We start from the raw sequence: 18,067 nt of genomic DNA, 5'->3' as shown, positions 1-18,067 counted from the left end.
GCCGCACGAACTCCCACTCAGCGTCCGACAGTTCATGGCGACGTATCACCCGCCCATGATCCACCACGCAAGATCTTTTGAAGACACTGCCTAGGGCGCGTCCGGTCCCAGCGAGGCACGGACGAGAGCGCCCAGCTCCTCGTCGGTGACGTCCGCCGCCTCCTGGGACCGCAGCCGGATGGTGCCCTTGCCGCTGAGGAGCTCCGGGTGCCGGGAGAGGAGGTCCGCGCCGGCGTCCTGGTCCCAGCCGTAGAGCGAGACGCCGTGTCGCCACACGCCCACGTGCAGCCTGCGGTCGCCGACCCGGTACGTCGGCATCCCGTAGGCCAGCACGACGTCCGCCTCGGGGTACGCCCCCAGGATCAGCCGGTGCACCCGGTCGAACAGCGGGCGGTGCTCGGGGGCGATCGCGTCGATGTAGGTCTGCGCTTCGGCGTTCATACGCCCTATTTGTACAGGGGAGACGGGCGTCACAGTGTCGTTGCGGGCAAGGTCACAGCCGTGCCCTCTGCTGCTCCTTTGGTCATCTGGCCTAGCATCCGAGCATGACGGTCCTGCCTGACGACGGGCTCTCGCTGGCCGCCGAGTTCCCTGACGCGAACCTTGATCAGTGGCACAGCCTGGTGGCGGGTGTCCTGCGCAAGTCGGGCAAGGAAGTCTCCGGCGCGGCAGCGGAGGACGCCCTGTCCACCGCGCTCGAGGACGGGCTGCGCACCCGCCCCCTGTACACAGCGCACGATGCCGCACCCGATCCCGGATTCCCCGGCTTCGCTCCGTTCGTGCGTGGCGCCCGCGCCGAGGGGAACACCACCGGCGGCTGGGACGTACGGCAGCGGCACGCGGTCGCCGACAACACCGCGGTGCTCACGGACCTGGAGAACGGCGTCACCTCGCTGTGGCTCGTCGCGGGCGAGGGCGGCATCCCGGTCGCCTCGCTCGCCGGGGTCCTCGACGGCGTCTACCTCGACCTCGCACCGGTCGTCCTCGACGCGGGCAGCCAAGTCGTCCCGGCCGCACAGGAGTTGCTGCGTCTCTACGACGAACGCGGCATCGCCCGCGAGGCCGCGCGCGGCAACCTCGGCGCCGACCCCCTGGGCCACGAGGCCCGTACGGGTGAGGAGTTGGACTTCGCGCCGTTCGTCCCGCTCGCGCTGCGGTGCGCCCAGGAGTACCCGGGGCTGCGCGCGCTGACCGTGGACGCGCTGCCGTACCACGAGGCCGGCGGTTCGGCCGCGCAGGAGCTGGGCGCCTCGATCGCCACCGGTGTCGCCTATCTTCGGGAGCTGACCGAGGCCGGGCTGGGCGTCGAACAGGCCTGCGCGCAGCTGGAGTTCCGGTACGCGGCGACCGCCGACCAGTTCCTGACGATCGCCAAGCTGCGGGCCGCGCGCCGGCTGTGGGCGCGGGTCGCCGAGGTGTGCGGGGCGCCCGGTGCCGGTGCGCAGGTGCAACACGCCGTGGTGTCGCCGGTGATGATGAGCCGCCGCGACCCCTGGGTGAACATGCTGCGCGCGACGATCGCCACCCTGGCCGCCGGGGTGGGCGGCGCGGAGGCCGTCACCGTGCTGCCGTTCGACCACGCTCTCGGGCTGCCCGACGCGTTCGCGCGCCGCGTCGCGCGCAACACCTCCACGATCCTGGTCGAGGAGTCGCACCTGTCCCGGGTGATCGACCCGGCGGGCGGCTCCTGGTACGTGGAGCGGCTGACCGACGAACTCGCCGAGGCCGCCTGGCGGTTCTTCCGGACGATCGAACGCGACGGCGGCCAGGCGGCCGTCCTGCGCTCCGGCCGGCTCCGCACCGACCTGGCGACGACATGGGCGCAGCGCTCCAAGAAGCTCGCCACCCGGCGCGAACCCATCACCGGCGTCAGCGAGTTCCCGCACCTCGGCGAGAAGCCAGTGCAGCGCGCACCCGCCCCCGAGCCCCGGACGGGCGGTCTGCCGCGTGTGCGACGCGACGAGGCGTACGAGGAGCTGCGCGCCCGCTCCGACGCCCACCTCGCGGCGACCGGGGCCCGGCCCCGGGTCTTCCTGGCCGCGCTCGGCCCCGCCGCCGCCCACACCGCGCGCCTGACGTTCGCCGCCAACCTCTTCCAGGCCGGCGGGATCGAGCCGGTCACCGAGGGCACCTTCGAGGAGAGCGGCGCCACCGAGGTCTGCCTGTGCTCCAGCGACGCCCTGTACGAGGAGCGGGCCAACGACGTCGTACAGGCCCTCAAGTCGGCAGGCGCACGGCACGTGTTCCTCGCCGGACGGCCCGGCGAGTACGCCGGCGTGGACTCCTACGTCTTCGCCGGCTGCGACGCCGTCGCCGTGCTCACCGCCACCCTCGACCGCATGGGAGTGTCCTGATGACCGCCCCCGCCGGCCCTTCCGTCCCCGACTTCACCGGCATCGAGCTGGGGACCCCGGCCTCCGCAGGCGGCGCCGACGAGTGGCGTACGGCGGTGAAGAACGCCACCCAGGGGGCCGACCCGGTGTGGGAGACACCGGAGGGCATCGAGGTCAAGCCGCTCTACACCGGCGCCGACCTGGAGGGCCTGGACTTCCTGGAGACGTACCCGGGGGTGGCCCCGTATCTGCGCGGGCCGTACCCGACGATGTACGTCAACCAGCCCTGGACGATCCGCCAGTACGCGGGTTTCTCCACCGCCGAGGAGTCCAACGCCTTCTACCGGCGCAACCTCGCGGCCGGCCAGAAGGGCCTGTCGGTCGCCTTCGACCTGCCCACGCACCGCGGCTACGACAGCGACCACCCCCGGGTGACCGGTGACGTCGGCATGGCGGGCGTGGCGATCGACTCGATCTACGACATGCGGCAGCTGTTCGACGGCATCCCGCTGGACAAGATGTCCGTGTCGATGACGATGAACGGCGCCGTGCTGCCGGTGCTGGCGCTGTACATCGTGGCGGCGGAGGAACAGGGTGTGCCGCCCGAGAAGCTGGCCGGGACCATCCAGAACGACATCCTCAAGGAGTTCATGGTCCGCAACACCTACATCTATCCGCCGAAGCCGTCGATGCGGATCATCTCCGACATCTTCGCCTTCACCTCGCAGCGGATGCCCCGCTACAACTCGATCTCCATCTCCGGATACCACATCCAGGAGGCGGGTGCGACGGCCGACCTGGAGCTGGCGTACACGCTCGCGGACGGCGTCGAGTACATCCGGGCGGGCCGTGAAGTGGGCCTGGACGTGGACGCGTTCGCGCCCCGGCTGTCCTTCTTCTGGGCGATCGGCATGAACTTCTTCATGGAGATCGCCAAGCTGCGGGCGGCGCGGCTGCTGTGGGCGAAGCTCGTGAGGCAGTTCGACCCGCAGAACGCCAAGTCCCTTTCCCTGCGCACCCATTCACAGACCTCGGGCTGGTCGCTGACCGCGCAGGACGTGTTCAACAACGTCACGCGCACGTGTGTCGAGGCGATGGCGGCGACCCAGGGCCACACCCAGTCGCTGCACACCAACGCCCTCGACGAGGCACTGGCGTTGCCCACCGACTTCTCCGCGCGCATCGCCCGCAACACCCAGCTGCTGATCCAGCAGGAGTCGGGCACGACCCGGGTCATCGACCCGTGGGGCGGCAGCGCGTACGTGGAGAAGCTGACGTACGACCTCGCCCGCAGGGCCTGGCAGCACATCCAGGAGGTGGAGGCGGCGGGCGGCATGGCCAAGGCGATCGACGCCGGCATCCCCAAGCTGCGCATCGAGGAGGCCGCGGCCCGCACCCAGGCCCGTATCGACTCCGGCCGCCAGCCGGTCATCGGCGTCAACAAGTACCGGGTCGAGACGGACGAGGCGATCGAGGTCCTCAAGGTCGACAACTCCTCCGTGCGGACCCAGCAGATCGAGAAGCTGCGGCGGCTGCGGGCGGAGCGGGACGAGACCGCGTGCCGGGACGCCCTCGACGCGCTGACCCGGGCCGCCGACGGCGAGGGCAACCTGCTGGAGCTGGCCGTGCACGCGGCCCGCGCGAAGGCCACCGTCGGTGAGATCTCCGACGCCCTGGAGAAGGTCTACGGCCGGCACGCGAGCCAGATCCGTACGATCTCCGGCGTGTACCGCAACGAGGCAGGGGAGTCGGAGAACGTGGACCGCACCCGCGCGCTGGTGGACGCCTTCGAGGAGGCCGAGGGCCGCCGGCCGCGCATCCTGGTCGCCAAGATGGGCCAGGACGGCCACGACCGCGGCCAGAAGGTGATCGCCACCGCCTTCGCCGACCTCGGCTTCGACGTCGACGTCGGTCCGCTGTTCCAGACCCCGGGTGAGGTGGCCCGCCAGGCCGTCGAGGCGGACGTGCACATCGTCGGCGTCTCGTCCCTGGCGGCCGGTCACCTCACCCTCGTACCGGCGCTGAAGGAGGCGCTGGCCGAGGAGGGCCGGGAGGACATCATGATCGTGGTGGGCGGGGTGATCCCTCCGCAGGACGTGCCGACGCTCCTGGAGATGGGCGCCGCGGCCGTGTTCCCGCCGGGGACGGTGATCCCGGACGCGGCCTTCGACCTGGTGGAGCGTCTGTCGGCCGACCTCGGGCACGGGCAGTGATCGATCTCGACGCGTATGTGAAGGGTGTCCTCGACGGCAAGCGGGCGATCGTGGCCCGCGCCATCACCCTCGTCGAGTCCACCCATCCCCGACACCGGTCGCTGGCCCAGGAGTTGCTCACCGAGCTGCTCCCGCACAGCGGCCGGGCGCGGCGGATCGGGGTCAGCGGGGTGCCGGGCGTGGGCAAGTCGACGTTCATCGACGCGTTCGGCACGATGCTGACCTCGCTGGGGCACCGGGTGGCGGTACTCGCGGTGGACCCGTCCTCCACCCGTACCGGGGGTTCGATCCTCGGCGACAAGACCCGCATGGAGCGCCTGGCCGTCGACCCGGCCGCCTTCGTACGGCCCTCCCCCAGTGCGGGCACCCTGGGCGGGGTGGCCAAGGCGACCCGGGAGTCGATGGTCGTGATGGAGGCCGCCGGCTACGACGTGATCCTGGTCGAGACGGTGGGCGTCGGGCAGTCGGAGACCGCGGTCGCGGACATGGTCGACTCCTTCCTGCTGCTGAGCCTGGCCCGCGCGGGTGACCAACTGCAGGGCATCAAGAAGGGTGTCCTGGAACTGGCCGACGTGATCGCGGTCAACAAGGCGGACGGCCCGCACGAGCGCGATGCCCGCGCGGCCGCGCGTGAACTGGCGGGTGCCCTGCGGCTCATGCACGGCAAGGATGCCTTCTGGACTCCACCGGTGCTCAGTTGCAGCGCCCGCGAGGCGACCGGGCTCGACGTGGTCTGGGAGCGCCTGGAACAACACCGGACGCTTCTCGACTCCACGGGACGGCTCACCGCCAAGCGGCGGGACCAGCAGGTCGGTTGGGCGTGGGCGATGGTCCGGGACGAGCTCCTCGGCCGGCTGCACGCCAGCCCGGCCGTCCAGTCCCTCGCCCCGGAGCTCGAACAGCAGGTCAGGGACGGCCGGTTGACGGCCACGCTGGCCGCCGAGCGGATCCTCGAGGCGTTCGGCGGCACGGCGGGCGACTGACCGCGCAGGTGCGCGTCGAGACGGGGGATGGCCGAAGATTCCCGGGCCCGTCACCGGTACGTGGACTTCGTAGCCCGCCTTGGCCGTGGTCTCGTCGAGGTCCGGCAAGGCAGCTGAGTTCACCTTGCCGGTGAAAATCGAGGCCGCCGGAGCCCGGGCCGCGTAGACCCCGGCCGCCGGCGTCCACACAACCCGCCAAGACCACGACCACCGCGGCCCACCCAGCCCGTGACGGAGTTCGCGCACCCGGTGAAGACCGGCCCTGCTAGTCCGGCCCCGCCTCCCGCACCTTGGCGACCGCCGACGCCATCTGCTGTTGCACCTGCTCCGGCACCGGAGTTCCGTGGATGGCGCCCATCAGGTCCTGTGCGAGGTGGTGCAGTTTGGTGTTGGTGTTCTGGGAGGCGGTGACGAGCACCGTCCAGGCGTCCTCCGCGCTCAGCCCGAAGGAGGCCATGACGATCCCGCGGGCCACGTCGATGGCCGGCCGGGTCCGCATCGCCCGGCGCAGCTGGTCGACCTCCAGGCGCAGTTCCTGGTCGACGTCCACGGCCTGGAGCGGCTCCTCCTCGACGGGGACGGGTTCGGCGGCCGGGGTGTCCGAACCGGCGGGGTTTCCAGAACTCTCGGTCACGAACAGCTCCCGGCCCCCGGTCAGGTCGAGCAGGCGTGCGACGGTCGGACTGGAGGCCCTGACGGTGACCGTCTTGCCCTGGTCGAGGGCCACCCGGCGCAGGCCGAGCAGGACGTTGAGGCCGGCGCAGTCGCAGAACGTGACCTCGCCGAGATCCAGGTCCACCCCGGTGGCCGAGCGGTCGAGAGCGGCGTAGAGCTCGGCCTGGAGCCGCTGAGCTCCGATGTCGAACTCCCCGCGACAGGTGACGACCGCCCTTTCCCCGGCCACCACAGCCTTGATCGTGGCCAGACAGGGCGGGCGCGCGTCCAGTGTGGTGAGGGGCTGCGCCGAGTGCGCAGGTTTCGGCATGGCCCTCTCCCTCATGTGCTCGGCTGCCTCTTCCCTCAGATTCCCCTTCACCGCCAACATACGTCAATCAATACATGAAATGAAGTTCAGGTTTTTGGATGCGTGAATGATAGGTCGGTAGACTGCTGCCATGGATGGAGTGCCCGAGTCTCACACCGGATGGACGTTCGTCACCAACCATGCGCGGGTGCTGGCCGCCATCGCCGACAACCCCAGCACCCGGATCCGCGACATCGCCGCGCACTGCCGGCTCACCGAGCGCGCCGTGCAGAAGATCATTTCCGACCTGGAGCAGGACGGCTACCTCTCGCACGTGCGGGAGGGGCGCACCAACACCTACCGCATCGACCCGGGCAAGGTCCTGCGCCACCCCGCCGAGGCCGGCCTGACGGTGGCGTCACTGCTCTCCCTGCTGGTCCAGGATGAGGCCGACCGCAGCCCGCTCTCGCTCCCCGACAGCCGGCGGCACACCCCCGCCTGACCCGCACGGCGTACGGAACCAGGCCCGCGTCGCACCAGGTCGCACTCCTGCTCCTGTTCCACCACCCCGTGGCGTCGATCAGCAGCGGTGAGGTCAGAAACGTCGCGGCCATGACACCCAGCCGCCTCGGTGCGCCCCGACCTGGCCGCCTGCGCCACGCACGACGCGGTGGTCTGCTCGCTGTGCCTGAGCACGGACAAGACGGCGACCACATCCTGCCCGCGACCGTCTGAGGTCGCCCTCGGACGAAGTCCAGCAGGACGAGGCCGGCGACGAGAGCCGGCACCCACCGCGGGCGCCCGCCCTCGTGCGGACAGCTAGCTCAGGCGGTCGCCCCGAACCACCTGGGCAGCCGGTCCAGCAGGTCGCCCTGGTCCTCGCCCACCCACGCCACGTGGCCGTCCGGCCGCAGAAGTACGGCGGGGGTGGCCAGTTCCTCGCCGGTGTCCACGACATGGTCGACCCGGTCCGCCCAGCCCCCGACCGACAGCCGCCCCGGCCGGCCGACCAGCACTCCGCGGCCGACTCATGTCAGCCCGCAGAGACGGCCGAACCGAACCACCTGGGCAGCCGGTCCAGCAGGTCGCCCTGGTCCTCGCCCACCCACGCCACGTGGCCGTCCGGCCGCAGAAGTACGGCGGGGGTGGCCAGTTCCTCGCCGGTGTCCACGACATGGTCGACCCGGTCCGCCCAGCCCCCGACCGAGAGGCGCCCGGTCCGGTCGAGGAGCAGTCCTCGGCCGGCGCGCGTCAGCTCGTAGAGGCGGCCGTGCCGCAGCTTCAGGTCCCGCAGGCGTCGGCCGAGCAGCTCGTGGCCCTCGCCGAAGTCGTAGCGGACGCCGATCGCGGTGATCTTCTCGATCAGGTACCGGTTCACCTCGTCGAAGTCCATCAGCTGGGACAGCAGCCGACGCACCGCCTGCGGTCCGGGCTCGGTGGACAGCAGCTCCATCTGCGCGCGGGTGTTGTTCAGGACGTCGGCGGCGACCGGATGCCGTTCGGCGTGGTAGCTGTCCAGCAGGTCTTCGGGCGCCCACCCGGCGACCTCCGCGGCCAGTTTCCAGCCCAGGTTGAACGCGTCCTGGAGACCGAGGTTGAGGCCCTGTCCGCCCACCGGCGGGTGGACGTGGGCCGCGTCCCCGGCGAGCAGCACCCGGCCGACCCGGTAGCGCTCGGCCTGCCGGGTGGCGTCGCCGAAGCGGGAGAGCCACCGCGGCGAGTGCACGCCGAAGTCGGTGCCGGCGACCGCCCGGAGCTGTCGCTTGAACTCGTCGAGGGTCGGCGCGACCGAGCGGTCCCCGCTCACCCCCTCGGCGGGCACCACGACCCGGTACAGCCCGTCCCCGACGGGCCCGAGACCGAACAGCCTCTGGGTCCGGCGGACCTCGGTCACCACGGCGGTGACCGTCTCCGCAGCCACGCCCACCTCCATCGCGCCGAGCAGCGTCTCGGTCTTGGCGGGTGCGCCGGGAAAGCCGATCCCGAGCAGCTTGCGCACGGTGCTGCGGCCGCCGTCGCAGCCGACGAGATAACGCGCGCGCAGCCGTGTGCCGTCGGCGAGTTCTACGCTCACCCCGGCCCCGGCCCCATCGACGTCGACGTACTGGCTCAGCCCGACCAGCTCACATCCGCGCCGGACCTCGGCGCCGAGCTCGACGGCACGCTCGGCCAGCAGACGGTCGGTGACGGTCTGCGGGATGGCGAGGACGTAGGCGTGCGCGCTGTCCAGCCCGTCCGGCCAGGGCTTGTCGATGCCGACGAAGTACCCACCTGCCGTGAACTGCCGTCCGTGCGCGAGGAACCGCTCCAGCATTCCGCGCTGGTCCAGCACCTCGATGCTGCGTGCGTGCAGGCCGAGCGAGCGGACGACCTCGGTCGGCTCGGCATCCTTCTCCAGTACGACCACCCGCACACCGTGCAGCCGCAACTCGGCGGCCAGCATCAGACCGGTCGGCCCGCCACCCGCGATGATCACGTCGTACACCGGATCCCCCTTCAAGAGCGAGCGCCGCGCACTCCGCGAATCACCTGTTTCCGCAGGTTCCGGCCTCGGACGGAGATTGTGCGGCACCACCGGGGCCTTGTCGCAAGGCCCCCCGTGAGCTATACGTTGAAGAGGGCAGGGAGGCGATGACCTCCTTGTCCTTACTCATGTGCCCGTTGCAGGTACCGCGCCAGCAGGTCGTCGAGCGTCACCAGGCCCGTGAGGGTGCCGGCCCCGTCGCGTACGACCGCCAGGGAGGCCCGGTTGCGGCGCAGGAGGTCGATCGCGTCGGCGACCTTGGTATGTCCTCCGTCAGCTCCGGGACGGGGCGGGCGAGGGTACGGGCGGTGACCGTACGGCCCCGCGCACGGGCGACCAGGGCGTCGCGGGCATGGAGCGAGCCGAGCACGAGGTCGCCCTCGCGGACCAGCATGCGGGTGCGGTCGTGGTCGGCGGCCGTGCGCAGGACGACGTCGAGTCCGGCGGTGCCGGGCACCGAGTGATCTTCGCGGCCGGGACGCGGAGCTCGCCGACCGGGGTCTCGGGCTCGGTGAGCGACCGGGTGAGCAGTTCCGAGTCGGCTCCGCTGATCAGTCCGAGACGCTCCGACTCCTCGACGAGATGGGTGAGTTGCTCCCGGTTGTGCAATAGCCGGTGCCGGCGGTCAGCAGGAACACGGCCAGCAGGCCCAGCAGGGCACTCGTGGTACTCAACGGCGGGCCGATCGCGTCGGGCGGGAGTCCGTCGGGGTGGCGGACACGGGCTTGCTCCTTCAGTAGCGGTGCGGTGTGCGATGCGCGGTGTGTGAACGGCCGGGTCGCATGCGGCGTTCCCCGGATCCGCCGGCCGGGCGGCGTGGCCGCCCGGCGGTCACGCGGCGGCCGGTGTCGGCCCGACCAGCTCGGTGAGGACGTCCTCCATGGTCACGAAGCCGAGGACGGCCCCCGCCTCCCCCGTCACCGCCGCCAGATGACTCCCGTCGGCGCGCAGCGCGGTGAGGGTGTCGTCCAGCGGGGTGTCGATGCGGACCCGGGTGACCGGGTGCAGGGTGGTGCGCGGGAAGGGGCGGTCGCGGTCGGTGACACCGAGGGTGTCCTTGATGTGCAGATAGCCCAGCAGGGTGCCGTCCGGGCCGGTGACCGGGAAGCGGGAGTAGCCCGCCTCGGCGGCGACCCGCTCCAGGCGGGCCGGGGTGACCGAGGCGTCGACGGTCCGCATCTTCGGCACCGGGACCAGGATCTCGCCGACCGGCCGGGTGCCGAGCTCCAGCGCGTCCCGCAGCCGTTCGCCGTCGGCGGGCGAGAGCAGCCCGGCCTCACTCGCGTCGACGACCATGCGGGCGAGCTGGTCATCGGTGAACACCGACTCGACCTCGTCCCTGGGTTCGACGCGCAGCAGCTTCAGCAGGGCGTTGGCGAAGGCGTTGACGCCGAACACGAAGGGCTTCAACGCCCGTGTGAGGGCGCCCAGTGGGGGTCCGAGCAGCAGCGCGGTCGGCACGGGGGCCGCGAGCGCGATGTTCTTCGGCACCATCTCGCCGATCAGCATGTGCAGATAGGTGGCCAGCGACAGGGCGATCACGAACGCGATCGGGTGGACCAGGCCGTCCGGGACGCGGGCCGCCTCGAAGCCGGGCTCCAGCAGGTGCGCGACGGCCGGTTCGGCGACCGCGCCGAGCACCAGCGAGGAGACGGTGATGCCGAGCTGGGCGGTGGCCATCATCGCGGAGAGGTGTTCGAGACCCCACAGGGTCATCCGGGCCCGCTTGTGGCCCGCACGCGCACGTGGCTCGATCTGACTGCGGCGCACGGAGATCAGGGCGAACTCGCCGCCCACGAAGAAGGCGTTGGTCAGCAGGGTCAGCGCTCCGACGAGCAGCTGGACGGTGGTCATCGGGCCTCCTCCCCCGTCCGGACCAGGGCCGGGGCGGTGATCCGGACGCGGTCGGCCCGGTGATGGCCGACCTCCAGTACCTCGATGCGCCAGCCGCCCTCCACCTCGACGCCGTCGCCCTTGGCGGGGATGCGCGCGAGGAGCGTGGCGACCAGTCCTGCCAGGGTCTCGTACGGCCCCTCGGGCGCCGTGAGCCCCATCTCGCCGAGCCGGTCGACGCGAACGGACCCCTCGGCCTCCCACGCCCCGTCACCGGCGGACCGCAGATCAGGTGTCTCTACGGGGTCGTGCTCGTCGCGGACCTCGCCGACGACCTCCTCGACGATGTCCTCGACGGTCGCCACCCCCGCCGTGCCGCCGTACTCGTCGATGACGACGGCCATGGTGCGGGTGGCCCGCAGCCGCTGCAGGAGCCGGTCGGCGGTGAGGCTGTCCGGGACCAGCAGGGGCGCGGTGGCCAGGTCGGTGACGGGGGTGGCGGCCCGCTTCGCCGGTTCCAGGGCGAGCACGTCGCGGATGTGCACGGTGCCGATGACCTCGTCCAGGCTGTCGCGGTAGACCGGGAAGCGGGACAGGCCGGTGGCGTGGGTGAGGTTCGCGGCGTCCGCGGCCGTGGCGTGGGCTTCGAGGGCCTTGACGTCGACGCGCGGTGTCATGACGTTCTCGGCGGTCAGCTCGCCGAGGTGCAGGGTGCGGACGAACAGTTCGGCGGAGTCGGCCTCCAGGGCGCCCTCGGCGGCGGAGTGCTCGGCGAGCGCGACGAGCTCCTCGGGGCTGCGGGCAAAGGCCAGCTCCTCGGCGGGCTCCAGGCCGAAGCGGCGTACGAAACGGTTCGCGGTGTCGTTGAGATGGCGGATGAACGGGCCGCAGACGGCGGTGAAGGCGCTCTGGGGCCCGGCGACGACCTTGGCGACGGCCAGCGGGCGGGAGATCGCCCAGTTCTTCGGCACCAGCTCACCGACCACCATCAGCACCACGGTGGACAGGGCCACACCCAGCGCGGTCGCCACCGGAGCGGCGGCCCCACCCAGGCCGGCGGCCTCGAGCGGGCCCTTGAGGAGCGCCGCGAGGGAGGGCTCGGCGAGCATGCCGATCACCAGCGAGGTGACCGTGATGCCGAGCTGGGCGCCGGAGAGCTGGAAGGTCAGCCGGCGTACGGCCTTCAGCGCGCCGTCGGCACCCCGCTCACCGGCCTCGGCGGCGCGCTCCAGGTCTCCGCGCTCGACGGTGGTCAAGGAGAACTCGGCCGCGACGAAGACGGCACAGGCCAGCGTGAGAAGCAGGGCCAGCACGAGCAGCAGGATCTCGGTCACCGGGTCACCCCCGCTCCCCTGCTCGGGCGGCGGACGGCGCGGCTGGTACTGGGAGGCTCACCCATCGCGGGACTGTGGCTCCTTCTCGTCGGTCGGGGACGTGCCACTCAAGAGTAAAGGATGAGCAAAGGAGAAGGAGAGCCCGGGCCGTCGGGGTGCGGGGTACGCTGCCGGTCCGGCGGGCACAGCGTCCGACTTCGGTGTCACCCTGACGGAGGCCTTCTCCATGTTCGGACTGAGCGAACTCGCGATCATCCTGCTCGTCGTCATCGCGGTCATCGCCGTCAAGAAGGGCCCGGAGCTGACCCGCACGGCGGGCAGGTCGGCACGCATCCTCAAGGCGGAGGCCCGCGCGGCGAAGGAGGGCCGCCCGGAACCCCAGGTCATCCAGGGAGAGGTCCTGCGGCCCGGGACCGCCGGGGAGACCGAGCCGGGGCCCGGCACCCACTGAGGCACCCGGCGTCCGTACGCCGTCCACGGTTTCCCTGCCGACCGGCCCCGCGATGATCCATGATGAGCGGATCATGCACCCGCCGGCCACGACGACCCGCGCGCCGCTGCCCGTACTACGGGCAGCGGTGTTCGCCGTCGTCGGCACGGTCCTCGGGGTCAGCGCGCACCATCTGCTCGCCGAGGGCCCGGTGCCCTGGAGACACGGTGCCGCCGCGGCGGCAGTGCTCTTCGCGGTGGGTCTCATCGGTGTGCAGCGGCCCAGAAGCCTGGCGACGGTCGTCGCGTGCAGTGTCGCGGGACAGTCCGGGCTGCATCTGTGGCTGACGCTCACCGCGGCCCCGCATCACCCCGGCGGACACCTGCCCGACACCCACGCGGCGTGGCACCAGCGGCTCCATGGCTCCCTCGCCATGACGGCGGCCCACTCGCTGGTCGCCGCGCTCGTCGCCGTACTGCTGCACCGCGCGGACGCGGCCTGCTGGACGGTGGCCCGCGGGGTGACGGCAGCACTCGACGCGGTACGGGACCGACTGGCCGCCGCGCGGCTGCTGTTCACCCGGCCCATGTCACCCGCACCGACGGCCGCGGCGGTCGTCGTGCCGGCGTACGACGACCGGCCGCTCACCGCACAGCCGTTGCTGGCGCACGCGGTGGTACGGCGGGGTCCTCCGGCGGCGAGCGCAGTTCTCGCCCACTGACGACCCCCCGGGACGCCGGTCCGGCCCACGCCGGACGGCCGCCCCGCCGTGCCACCCTGCCTGGAGAGCTCCATGTCCCGTATCCCCATGACCCGCACCCCTCTGTCCCGTATCGTCCCGACCCGTATCGCCTCGTCCCGTATCGCCCTGTCTCGTATCGCCCTGTCTCGTATCGCCCTGTCTCGTATCGCCCTGTCCCGGCTGTCCGTCGCGGCCGCCGGAGCCGCGACCGCCGTACTCCTCACCGCCGTTCCGGCCGCCGCCCACACCGAGGTCGAGGCCGACAAGGCGCAGGCCCTCGCCGAGCACGTCACCGTCTCCTTCCACGCCGAGGCCGAGTCCGACAGCTCCGGGATCAAGGAGGTCCGAGTGGTCCTGCCCGAGGGCATCGCCCCGGCCGACGTGACGTACGGCAAGGGCCCCGAGGGCTGGAGGTTCAGCGCGACCGACGACGGCTACACCGTCAAGGGCACGGAACTGAAGACCGGCGAGAGCGCCGAGTACTCCGTCGTCGTACGGCAGTTGCCCGACGCGGAGGAGGTGCCCTTCAAGACCCTCCAGACCTACGGCGACGGGCACGTCGACCGCTGGATCGAGCTGGACGAGAACGGGGAGAACCCGGCGCCGACACTGAAGCTGAAGGCGGCGGCACCGGGCGCGAAGCCGCTCAGCCCCTCCCCGAGCGTCTCCGAGAGCCCGGCCCCGACAGCCGTGGAAACGACGCCCGCGGCCTCCCCGCGGGCCGCCGACACCGAGAAGGACGACGAGGGCGGGCTGTCCGCGGGTGCCTGGACCGGCATCGGCGTGGGCATCCTCGTGGCGGTGGCCGCGGTGGTCCTCGCGGTACGGCGGCGGGGCGGCGCCGAGGAGTAGGCGCACCCGGTCCGGGGGTTTTCCCGCGGGCCCCGGATGAATCCCCTGCCTCCGGGTAGGCCAGCCACACGGCGTACCCGGAGATGGAGTGCCATGACCTGCGCGAACTCCCCTGCACGGCACGGGACCTGGGCGGTGGCCCTGGCCGTCACCGCCCTCGTCCTCACCGGAGCCTGCGACGACCACGACGGCGGCGGTGACGCCGGGGCGTCCCGGACGGCCCGGTCCTCCGCCGCCGGATCGCCGGGCGCGACCACGGCCGGGGGCTCCCCCTCGCCGACCGTCTCCCCCTCACCGACTGCGACCGCGCCCTCGGATCCTGAGCAGGCGGAGCAGGACATCCGGGAGGCGTGGACGGTGCTCTTCGACCCGAAGTCCTCCCTGGACCAGCGCAGTGATGTCGTCGAGGACGGCGACGAGAACGCCCTGATGATCGACAACCTCTTCCGCGACCCGAGCGGCAGCAAGCTGCGTGCCGAGGTGACCTCCGTGTCGTACACCTCGGACGTGCACGCCGAGGTGGCCTACGACCTCACCCGCGAGGGGCGTCGGCTGGACACCGGCGGTCCGGGGACGGCCGTACTCCAGGACGGCGGTTGGAAGGTCGGCCTGCGGACGGTCTGCGCGCTGACCCGGCACGCGGAGGACGCCCCCGAGGCGCCGAGCTGTGTGGTGCCGCCCTCCAGCCCTGCCGCTAGCCCTGCTTCCCGTTCTGCCGGAACAGGTCGTTGAGCTCCGTCTGGGAGAGCTGGTCGGCGGCGTAGGAGAAGGTGCCCAGGTCGGCCAACTCCCGTGCTGCGTCGAGCAGACGGCGGTACATCGCACGGGCGATGCTGCCGCCGACCGTCACCCGCCGGACGCCGAGTGCGCGAAGGTCGTCGAGGGAGAGCGCGGTGCCGGTCAGGCCCATGACCACGTTGAGCGGGCCGTCGATCTCGCGGACCAGCGTGCCGATGGTCCCGGCGTCGGCGGCGCCGGGGACGAACGCGCAGTCGGCGCCGGCCTCCAGGTAGGCGTTGGCCCTCCGTACGGCCTCGTCGAGCGTGCCGCCGACCAGGAGCGCGTCCGTGCGGCCCACCAGGACGAAGGGCTCGCCGTCGGCCGTCAACGTCTCGCGGGCGGCGCGGACACGGTCGGCGGAGAGCTTCTCGTCGTGGAGGGGACGGGTGCGGTCGCCGGTGAAGTCCTCGATGTTGCCGCCCGCCGCTCCGACGGCGAGAGCCTTCGCGACGGTGCCGGCGACGGTCTCGGGCGACTCGCCGTACCCGTCCTCCAGGTCCGCGCTCAGCGGCACGGCGATCCCGCCCGCGATCTCACCGACCCGGCGCAGCATGGTCGCGCGGTCGACGCGGTCCTCGGGCGGCTGTTCGGCGAAGAAGTCGTGGTCGGGCCGTCCGAGGGAGAACGCGACGCCCGCGCTCGTGGTCGCTACGGCGGGGAACCCGGCCGCCTCCAGGATCCGGGCGCTGCCCACGTCCCACGCGTTGGGGAGCAGGAAGCAGCCCTCCCGGTGCAGATCGGCGAAGCGCTGTGCCTTGGCTCGGCTGTCGGTGTCCACTCGGTCCTTCCCGGCCCGCCGCCCCTCGACGGGCTCCCCGAGAACGTACGCCGCAGGACGCGCGGGGCCGACTCCTTTTACGGCCTGGTCCCGATGCCCCTCTGAACGGCGGGCGGTGCTCGCCCGTACGTAGGGCGGACGGCGTGGATGCACAGCCGTGGCACAGCCCCCTCTAGGATGAGCCCGATGACCAGCTCCGAGCAGCCCACCGCGCGTCCGCCCCTGTGGCGGGCGCTGCTCGTGCTCGGGCTGCTCGTCGGGGTGCTGGGCATGCACGCCCTGGCGCCCGGTGGCGGCATCGGCGGGCACGAGGGCAGGTCCGCGCACATGGCGACGGCTGCCGCCACCGCCGTCGACACGGTCTGTCACGACGGCTGTGGCTCGGGCCATCTCCACCACGCCGACGCGACCTGTGCGTCGGGGGCGGTGAGCGGCGGGCCCGCGTTGCCCGCGCTCGTTCCCGACCCGTCGGGAGGCGCCCTGGGCACAACTCCCCTGTGCGCTCAGACGACCGCGGCCCAGGAAGGCGCCCGCGCACCGCCCTCCCTCGCGGAACTCCAGCTCCTGCGGATCTAGACACGGCGTGCTCCGCCACGTCCAGATCACCTTTCACAGCACTGGAGTTCCAGCATGCGCACCACCCGTACCCTGATCCGCCGTGCCTGTCTCGCGGCGGTCGCCGTGAGCGCCGCCCTCACCCTCACCGCCTGTGGCGGCGACAGCGACGACAGCGGATCGGCAGCCTCGTCACCCTCGGTGTCCGCCGAGACCTCGGCCGGCGCCCACAACACCCAGGACGTCTCCTTCGCGCAGGGCATGATCCCGCATCACCAGCAGGCCGTGGAGATGGCGCGACTGGCCGACGGCCGGGCCTCCTCCACCGAGGTCAAGGACCTCGCCGCCCGGATCGAGAAGGCACAGGGCCCGGAGATCGAGACCATGACCGGCTGGCTGAAGACCTGGGACGAGAAGGTCCCCGAGGCGATGCCCGGCATGGACCACTCGGCACACTCCGGCATGGCCGGGATGATGGACGGCGCCGACATGGAGAAGCTGAAGAAGATGTCCGGCAAGGACTTCGACTCCATGTTCCTGACCATGATGGTCGAGCACCACGAGGGCGCCGTCGAGATGGCCACCACCGAGAAGGCCAAGGGCGCAGACCCGGCGGCGACGGCCATGGCCGGTGACATCATCACCGCGCAGAACGCCGAGATCGGCGAGATGAAGAAGCTCCTCGGCGAGAACTGACATACCCGCGTGTCGCCGCGGTGCCCGTGCCGGCCGGCGCGGGCACCGCGGCCGTTTCCCATGGGGACGCCACCTTGCACGCCGAACGGCGGACGATTCGCGGGTCCTTCTCCGGGCACCTGTAGAAGAACTCTGCGGATCCACGAGGAGCGACAGTGACGACAGGGCGACTCCCCGATCACGAACAGCGCGTTCTCGACGAGATGGAACGCGCCCTGCGCCGCGACCGCCGGCTGGACCGCCGGATGCGCACAGGACGGCTGCGCCGGCGGCCGGACCTGTCCCGGGTAACGCACTACCGGCCACGCGTCCTGACGGTGGGTCTGCTGCTGACCGTCGCGATCGCGCTCATGGTGACGGGCATCGTCACCTCGCGGCCCGGGGTGATCTGGGCCTTCGCGGCCGTCTGGCCACCGGCCCTGTTCGCCGTGTTCCGGCTGCTGTGCCGTTGGACCGAACCCTGAGCCTCACGCCTCGCCGTTCTCGAAGGCCGCCTCGATCGGCCGCTCGTCGACCAGGACCCGCCCCTGCGGTGGCCCGGTGAGCAGCGCGCGTACGGCGGTCAGGACGTCCGGCGCCACATGATCGGCCCGTGCCGTCTCCTCAGGCCCGGTCCGTTCGTCCGGTACGAGGATCCCGTGGGCGCCCACCCGGGCCGCGGCCTCGGCGTCCGCGGCGGTGCCGACGACCGCGCAGTCGGCCGGCGCGGTGCACACCCGGCCCGCGGCCCAGAGGATCAGGCCCGGTTCGGGTGGACGGCAGTGGCAGCCGTCGTCGGGCCCATGGGGGCACACTCCCCAGATGTCGAAAGGGCCGAGGAGTTCGTCGACGCGCTGGTTGACGGCCCGTACGTCGGCGTCGCTGACCTGCCCGTGCCCGATGCCCGGTCGCAGGGCGACGAACCCGGTGCGGACGCCGCGCCGGCGCAGCAGGCCGAGCGCCTCACGGGCCCCGGGCGCCGGGCGCACCCGGTCGGGGTCCGGGGTGTCTTCGGCGAGGATGCCGGCACGGTCGAACAGCACCGTACGCACGTGCGTCATGAGCCACCTC

The 18,067-nt window shown here is 72.1% G+C and carries 19 protein-coding genes and 1 pseudogene; 11 read left to right on the top strand and 9 right to left on the bottom strand.

Annotated elements, in window-relative coordinates; genetic code table 11:
* Positions 1-90: 90 nt before the first annotated feature.
* Entirely contained in the window at positions 91-441 is a 351-nt protein-coding gene (locus tag ABZT06_RS06085; RefSeq protein WP_355735487.1) for a DUF1801 domain-containing protein, read from the bottom strand.
* A gap of 104 nt (positions 442-545) precedes the next feature.
* On the opposite strand from ABZT06_RS06085, the gene ABZT06_RS06080 reads away from it, so the two are divergent.
* Genes ABZT06_RS06080 through meaB form a run of 3 tightly spaced genes read left to right on the top strand, consistent with a single transcriptional unit; the run spans position 546 to position 5,529 of the window.
* A complete protein-coding gene (locus ABZT06_RS06080; protein ID WP_355735484.1) occupies positions 546-2,354 on the top strand; it encodes a methylmalonyl-CoA mutase subunit beta in 1,809 nt (602 codons plus the stop codon).
* Entirely contained in the window at positions 2,354-4,546 is a 2,193-nt protein-coding gene (gene scpA / locus ABZT06_RS06075) for a methylmalonyl-CoA mutase (RefSeq protein WP_355735482.1), read from the top strand. The genes ABZT06_RS06080 and scpA overlap by 1 nt, the downstream gene beginning before the upstream one ends.
* Positions 4,543-5,529, top strand: coding sequence for a methylmalonyl Co-A mutase-associated GTPase MeaB (gene meaB, locus ABZT06_RS06070; RefSeq protein ID WP_355735480.1), 987 nt, complete (start codon positions 4,543-4,545; stop codon positions 5,527-5,529). Before scpA ends, meaB begins: the two co-directional genes overlap by 4 nt.
* Positions 5,530-5,794: 265 nt before the next feature.
* On the opposite strand, the gene ABZT06_RS06065 is transcribed toward meaB, so the two are convergent.
* Positions 5,795-6,514 carry an ANTAR domain-containing protein gene (locus ABZT06_RS06065; protein ID WP_355735478.1) on the bottom strand — a complete coding sequence of 240 codons (720 nt, stop codon included), beginning with the start codon at positions 6,512-6,514 and terminating at the stop codon, positions 5,795-5,797.
* Positions 6,515-6,644: 130 nt separating this feature from the next.
* Here ABZT06_RS06065 and ABZT06_RS06060 point away from each other — a divergent pair, with 130 nt between their 5' ends.
* Positions 6,645-6,995: a helix-turn-helix domain-containing protein gene (locus tag ABZT06_RS06060; RefSeq protein ID WP_355735475.1), complete on the top strand. Its 351-nt coding sequence runs from the start codon at positions 6,645-6,647 to the stop codon at positions 6,993-6,995.
* Positions 6,996-7,317: 322 nt separating this feature from the next.
* On the opposite strand, the gene ABZT06_RS06055 is transcribed toward ABZT06_RS06060, so the two are convergent.
* From ABZT06_RS06055 to ABZT06_RS06035, 5 genes and pseudogenes are all read right to left on the bottom strand, one after another.
* The gene (locus ABZT06_RS06055) at positions 7,318-7,509 is read right to left on the bottom strand and encodes a hypothetical protein (RefSeq protein ID WP_355735472.1); all 192 of its coding nucleotides are present in this window, start codon (positions 7,507-7,509) and stop codon (positions 7,318-7,320) included.
* Between the two features lie 17 nt (positions 7,510-7,526).
* Positions 7,527-8,978 (bottom strand): rifampin monooxygenase, encoded by a 1,452-nt coding sequence (rox, locus tag ABZT06_RS06050; RefSeq protein WP_355735469.1) that lies wholly within the window; start codon positions 8,976-8,978, stop codon positions 7,527-7,529.
* A 161-nt stretch (positions 8,979-9,139) separates the two neighbouring features.
* Positions 9,140-9,626: pseudogene (locus ABZT06_RS06045) on the bottom strand (CBS domain-containing protein); the annotation flags it as partial.
* Positions 9,627-9,848: 222 nt separating this feature from the next.
* Positions 9,849-10,871, bottom strand: a complete 1,023-nt coding sequence (locus ABZT06_RS06040; RefSeq protein WP_355735466.1) for a hemolysin family protein — start codon at positions 10,869-10,871, stop codon at positions 9,849-9,851.
* A complete protein-coding gene (locus tag ABZT06_RS06035) occupies positions 10,868-12,184 on the bottom strand; it encodes a hemolysin family protein (RefSeq protein ID WP_355735464.1) in 1,317 nt (438 codons plus the stop codon). Before ABZT06_RS06035 ends, ABZT06_RS06040 begins: the two co-directional genes overlap by 4 nt.
* A 226-nt stretch (positions 12,185-12,410) precedes the next feature.
* On the opposite strand from ABZT06_RS06035, the gene ABZT06_RS06030 reads away from it, so the two are divergent.
* The 4 genes from ABZT06_RS06030 (at position 12,411) to ABZT06_RS06015 (ending at position 14,940) form a co-directional block, all read left to right on the top strand.
* The gene (locus tag ABZT06_RS06030) at positions 12,411-12,635 is read left to right on the top strand and encodes a twin-arginine translocase TatA/TatE family subunit (RefSeq protein ID WP_355735461.1); all 225 of its coding nucleotides are present in this window, start codon (positions 12,411-12,413) and stop codon (positions 12,633-12,635) included.
* Positions 12,636-12,708: 73 nt separating this feature from the next.
* Positions 12,709-13,335 carry a hypothetical protein gene (locus ABZT06_RS06025; RefSeq protein WP_355735458.1) on the top strand — a complete coding sequence of 209 codons (627 nt, stop codon included), beginning with the start codon at positions 12,709-12,711 and terminating at the stop codon, positions 13,333-13,335.
* A gap of 177 nt (positions 13,336-13,512) precedes the next feature.
* Positions 13,513-14,208, top strand: coding sequence for a DUF1775 domain-containing protein (locus tag ABZT06_RS06020; protein WP_355735561.1), 696 nt, complete (start codon positions 13,513-13,515; stop codon positions 14,206-14,208).
* 93 nt (positions 14,209-14,301) lie between these two features.
* Complete coding sequence (locus ABZT06_RS06015; protein WP_355735455.1) at positions 14,302-14,940, top strand: hypothetical protein; 639 nt, start codon at positions 14,302-14,304, stop codon at positions 14,938-14,940.
* On the opposite strand, the gene ABZT06_RS06010 is transcribed toward ABZT06_RS06015, so the two are convergent.
* Positions 14,903-15,766, bottom strand: a complete 864-nt coding sequence (locus tag ABZT06_RS06010) for an isocitrate lyase/phosphoenolpyruvate mutase family protein (RefSeq protein ID WP_355735452.1) — start codon at positions 15,764-15,766, stop codon at positions 14,903-14,905. The two genes, ABZT06_RS06015 and ABZT06_RS06010, sit on opposite strands and share 38 nt — an antisense overlap.
* A 186-nt stretch (positions 15,767-15,952) precedes the next feature.
* On the opposite strand from ABZT06_RS06010, the gene ABZT06_RS06005 reads away from it, so the two are divergent.
* From ABZT06_RS06005 to ABZT06_RS05995, 3 genes are all read left to right on the top strand, one after another.
* Positions 15,953-16,342 carry a DUF6153 family protein gene (locus ABZT06_RS06005; protein ID WP_355735449.1) on the top strand — a complete coding sequence of 130 codons (390 nt, stop codon included), beginning with the start codon at positions 15,953-15,955 and terminating at the stop codon, positions 16,340-16,342.
* 54 nt (positions 16,343-16,396) lie between these two features.
* Positions 16,397-17,017, top strand: a complete 621-nt coding sequence (locus tag ABZT06_RS06000; RefSeq protein ID WP_355735446.1) for a DUF305 domain-containing protein — start codon at positions 16,397-16,399, stop codon at positions 17,015-17,017.
* Positions 17,018-17,172: 155 nt separating this feature from the next.
* Positions 17,173-17,481 carry a DUF3040 domain-containing protein gene (locus tag ABZT06_RS05995; protein ID WP_355735444.1) on the top strand — a complete coding sequence of 103 codons (309 nt, stop codon included), beginning with the start codon at positions 17,173-17,175 and terminating at the stop codon, positions 17,479-17,481.
* Positions 17,482-17,484: 3 nt separating this feature from the next.
* Here ABZT06_RS05995 and ABZT06_RS05990 read toward each other — a convergent pair whose 3' ends face one another.
* A complete protein-coding gene (locus ABZT06_RS05990; protein ID WP_355735441.1) occupies positions 17,485-18,057 on the bottom strand; it encodes an HAD-IIIA family hydrolase in 573 nt (190 codons plus the stop codon).
* Between the last annotated feature and the right edge of the window lie 10 nt (positions 18,058-18,067).

This window comes from Streptomyces sp. NPDC005483 (assembly GCF_040606035.1).
Lineage (GTDB): Bacteria > Actinomycetota > Actinomycetes > Streptomycetales > Streptomycetaceae > Streptomyces.
Note: the sequence above shows the minus strand (reverse complement) of the source record. Positions and strands in the feature narration are given on the sequence as shown.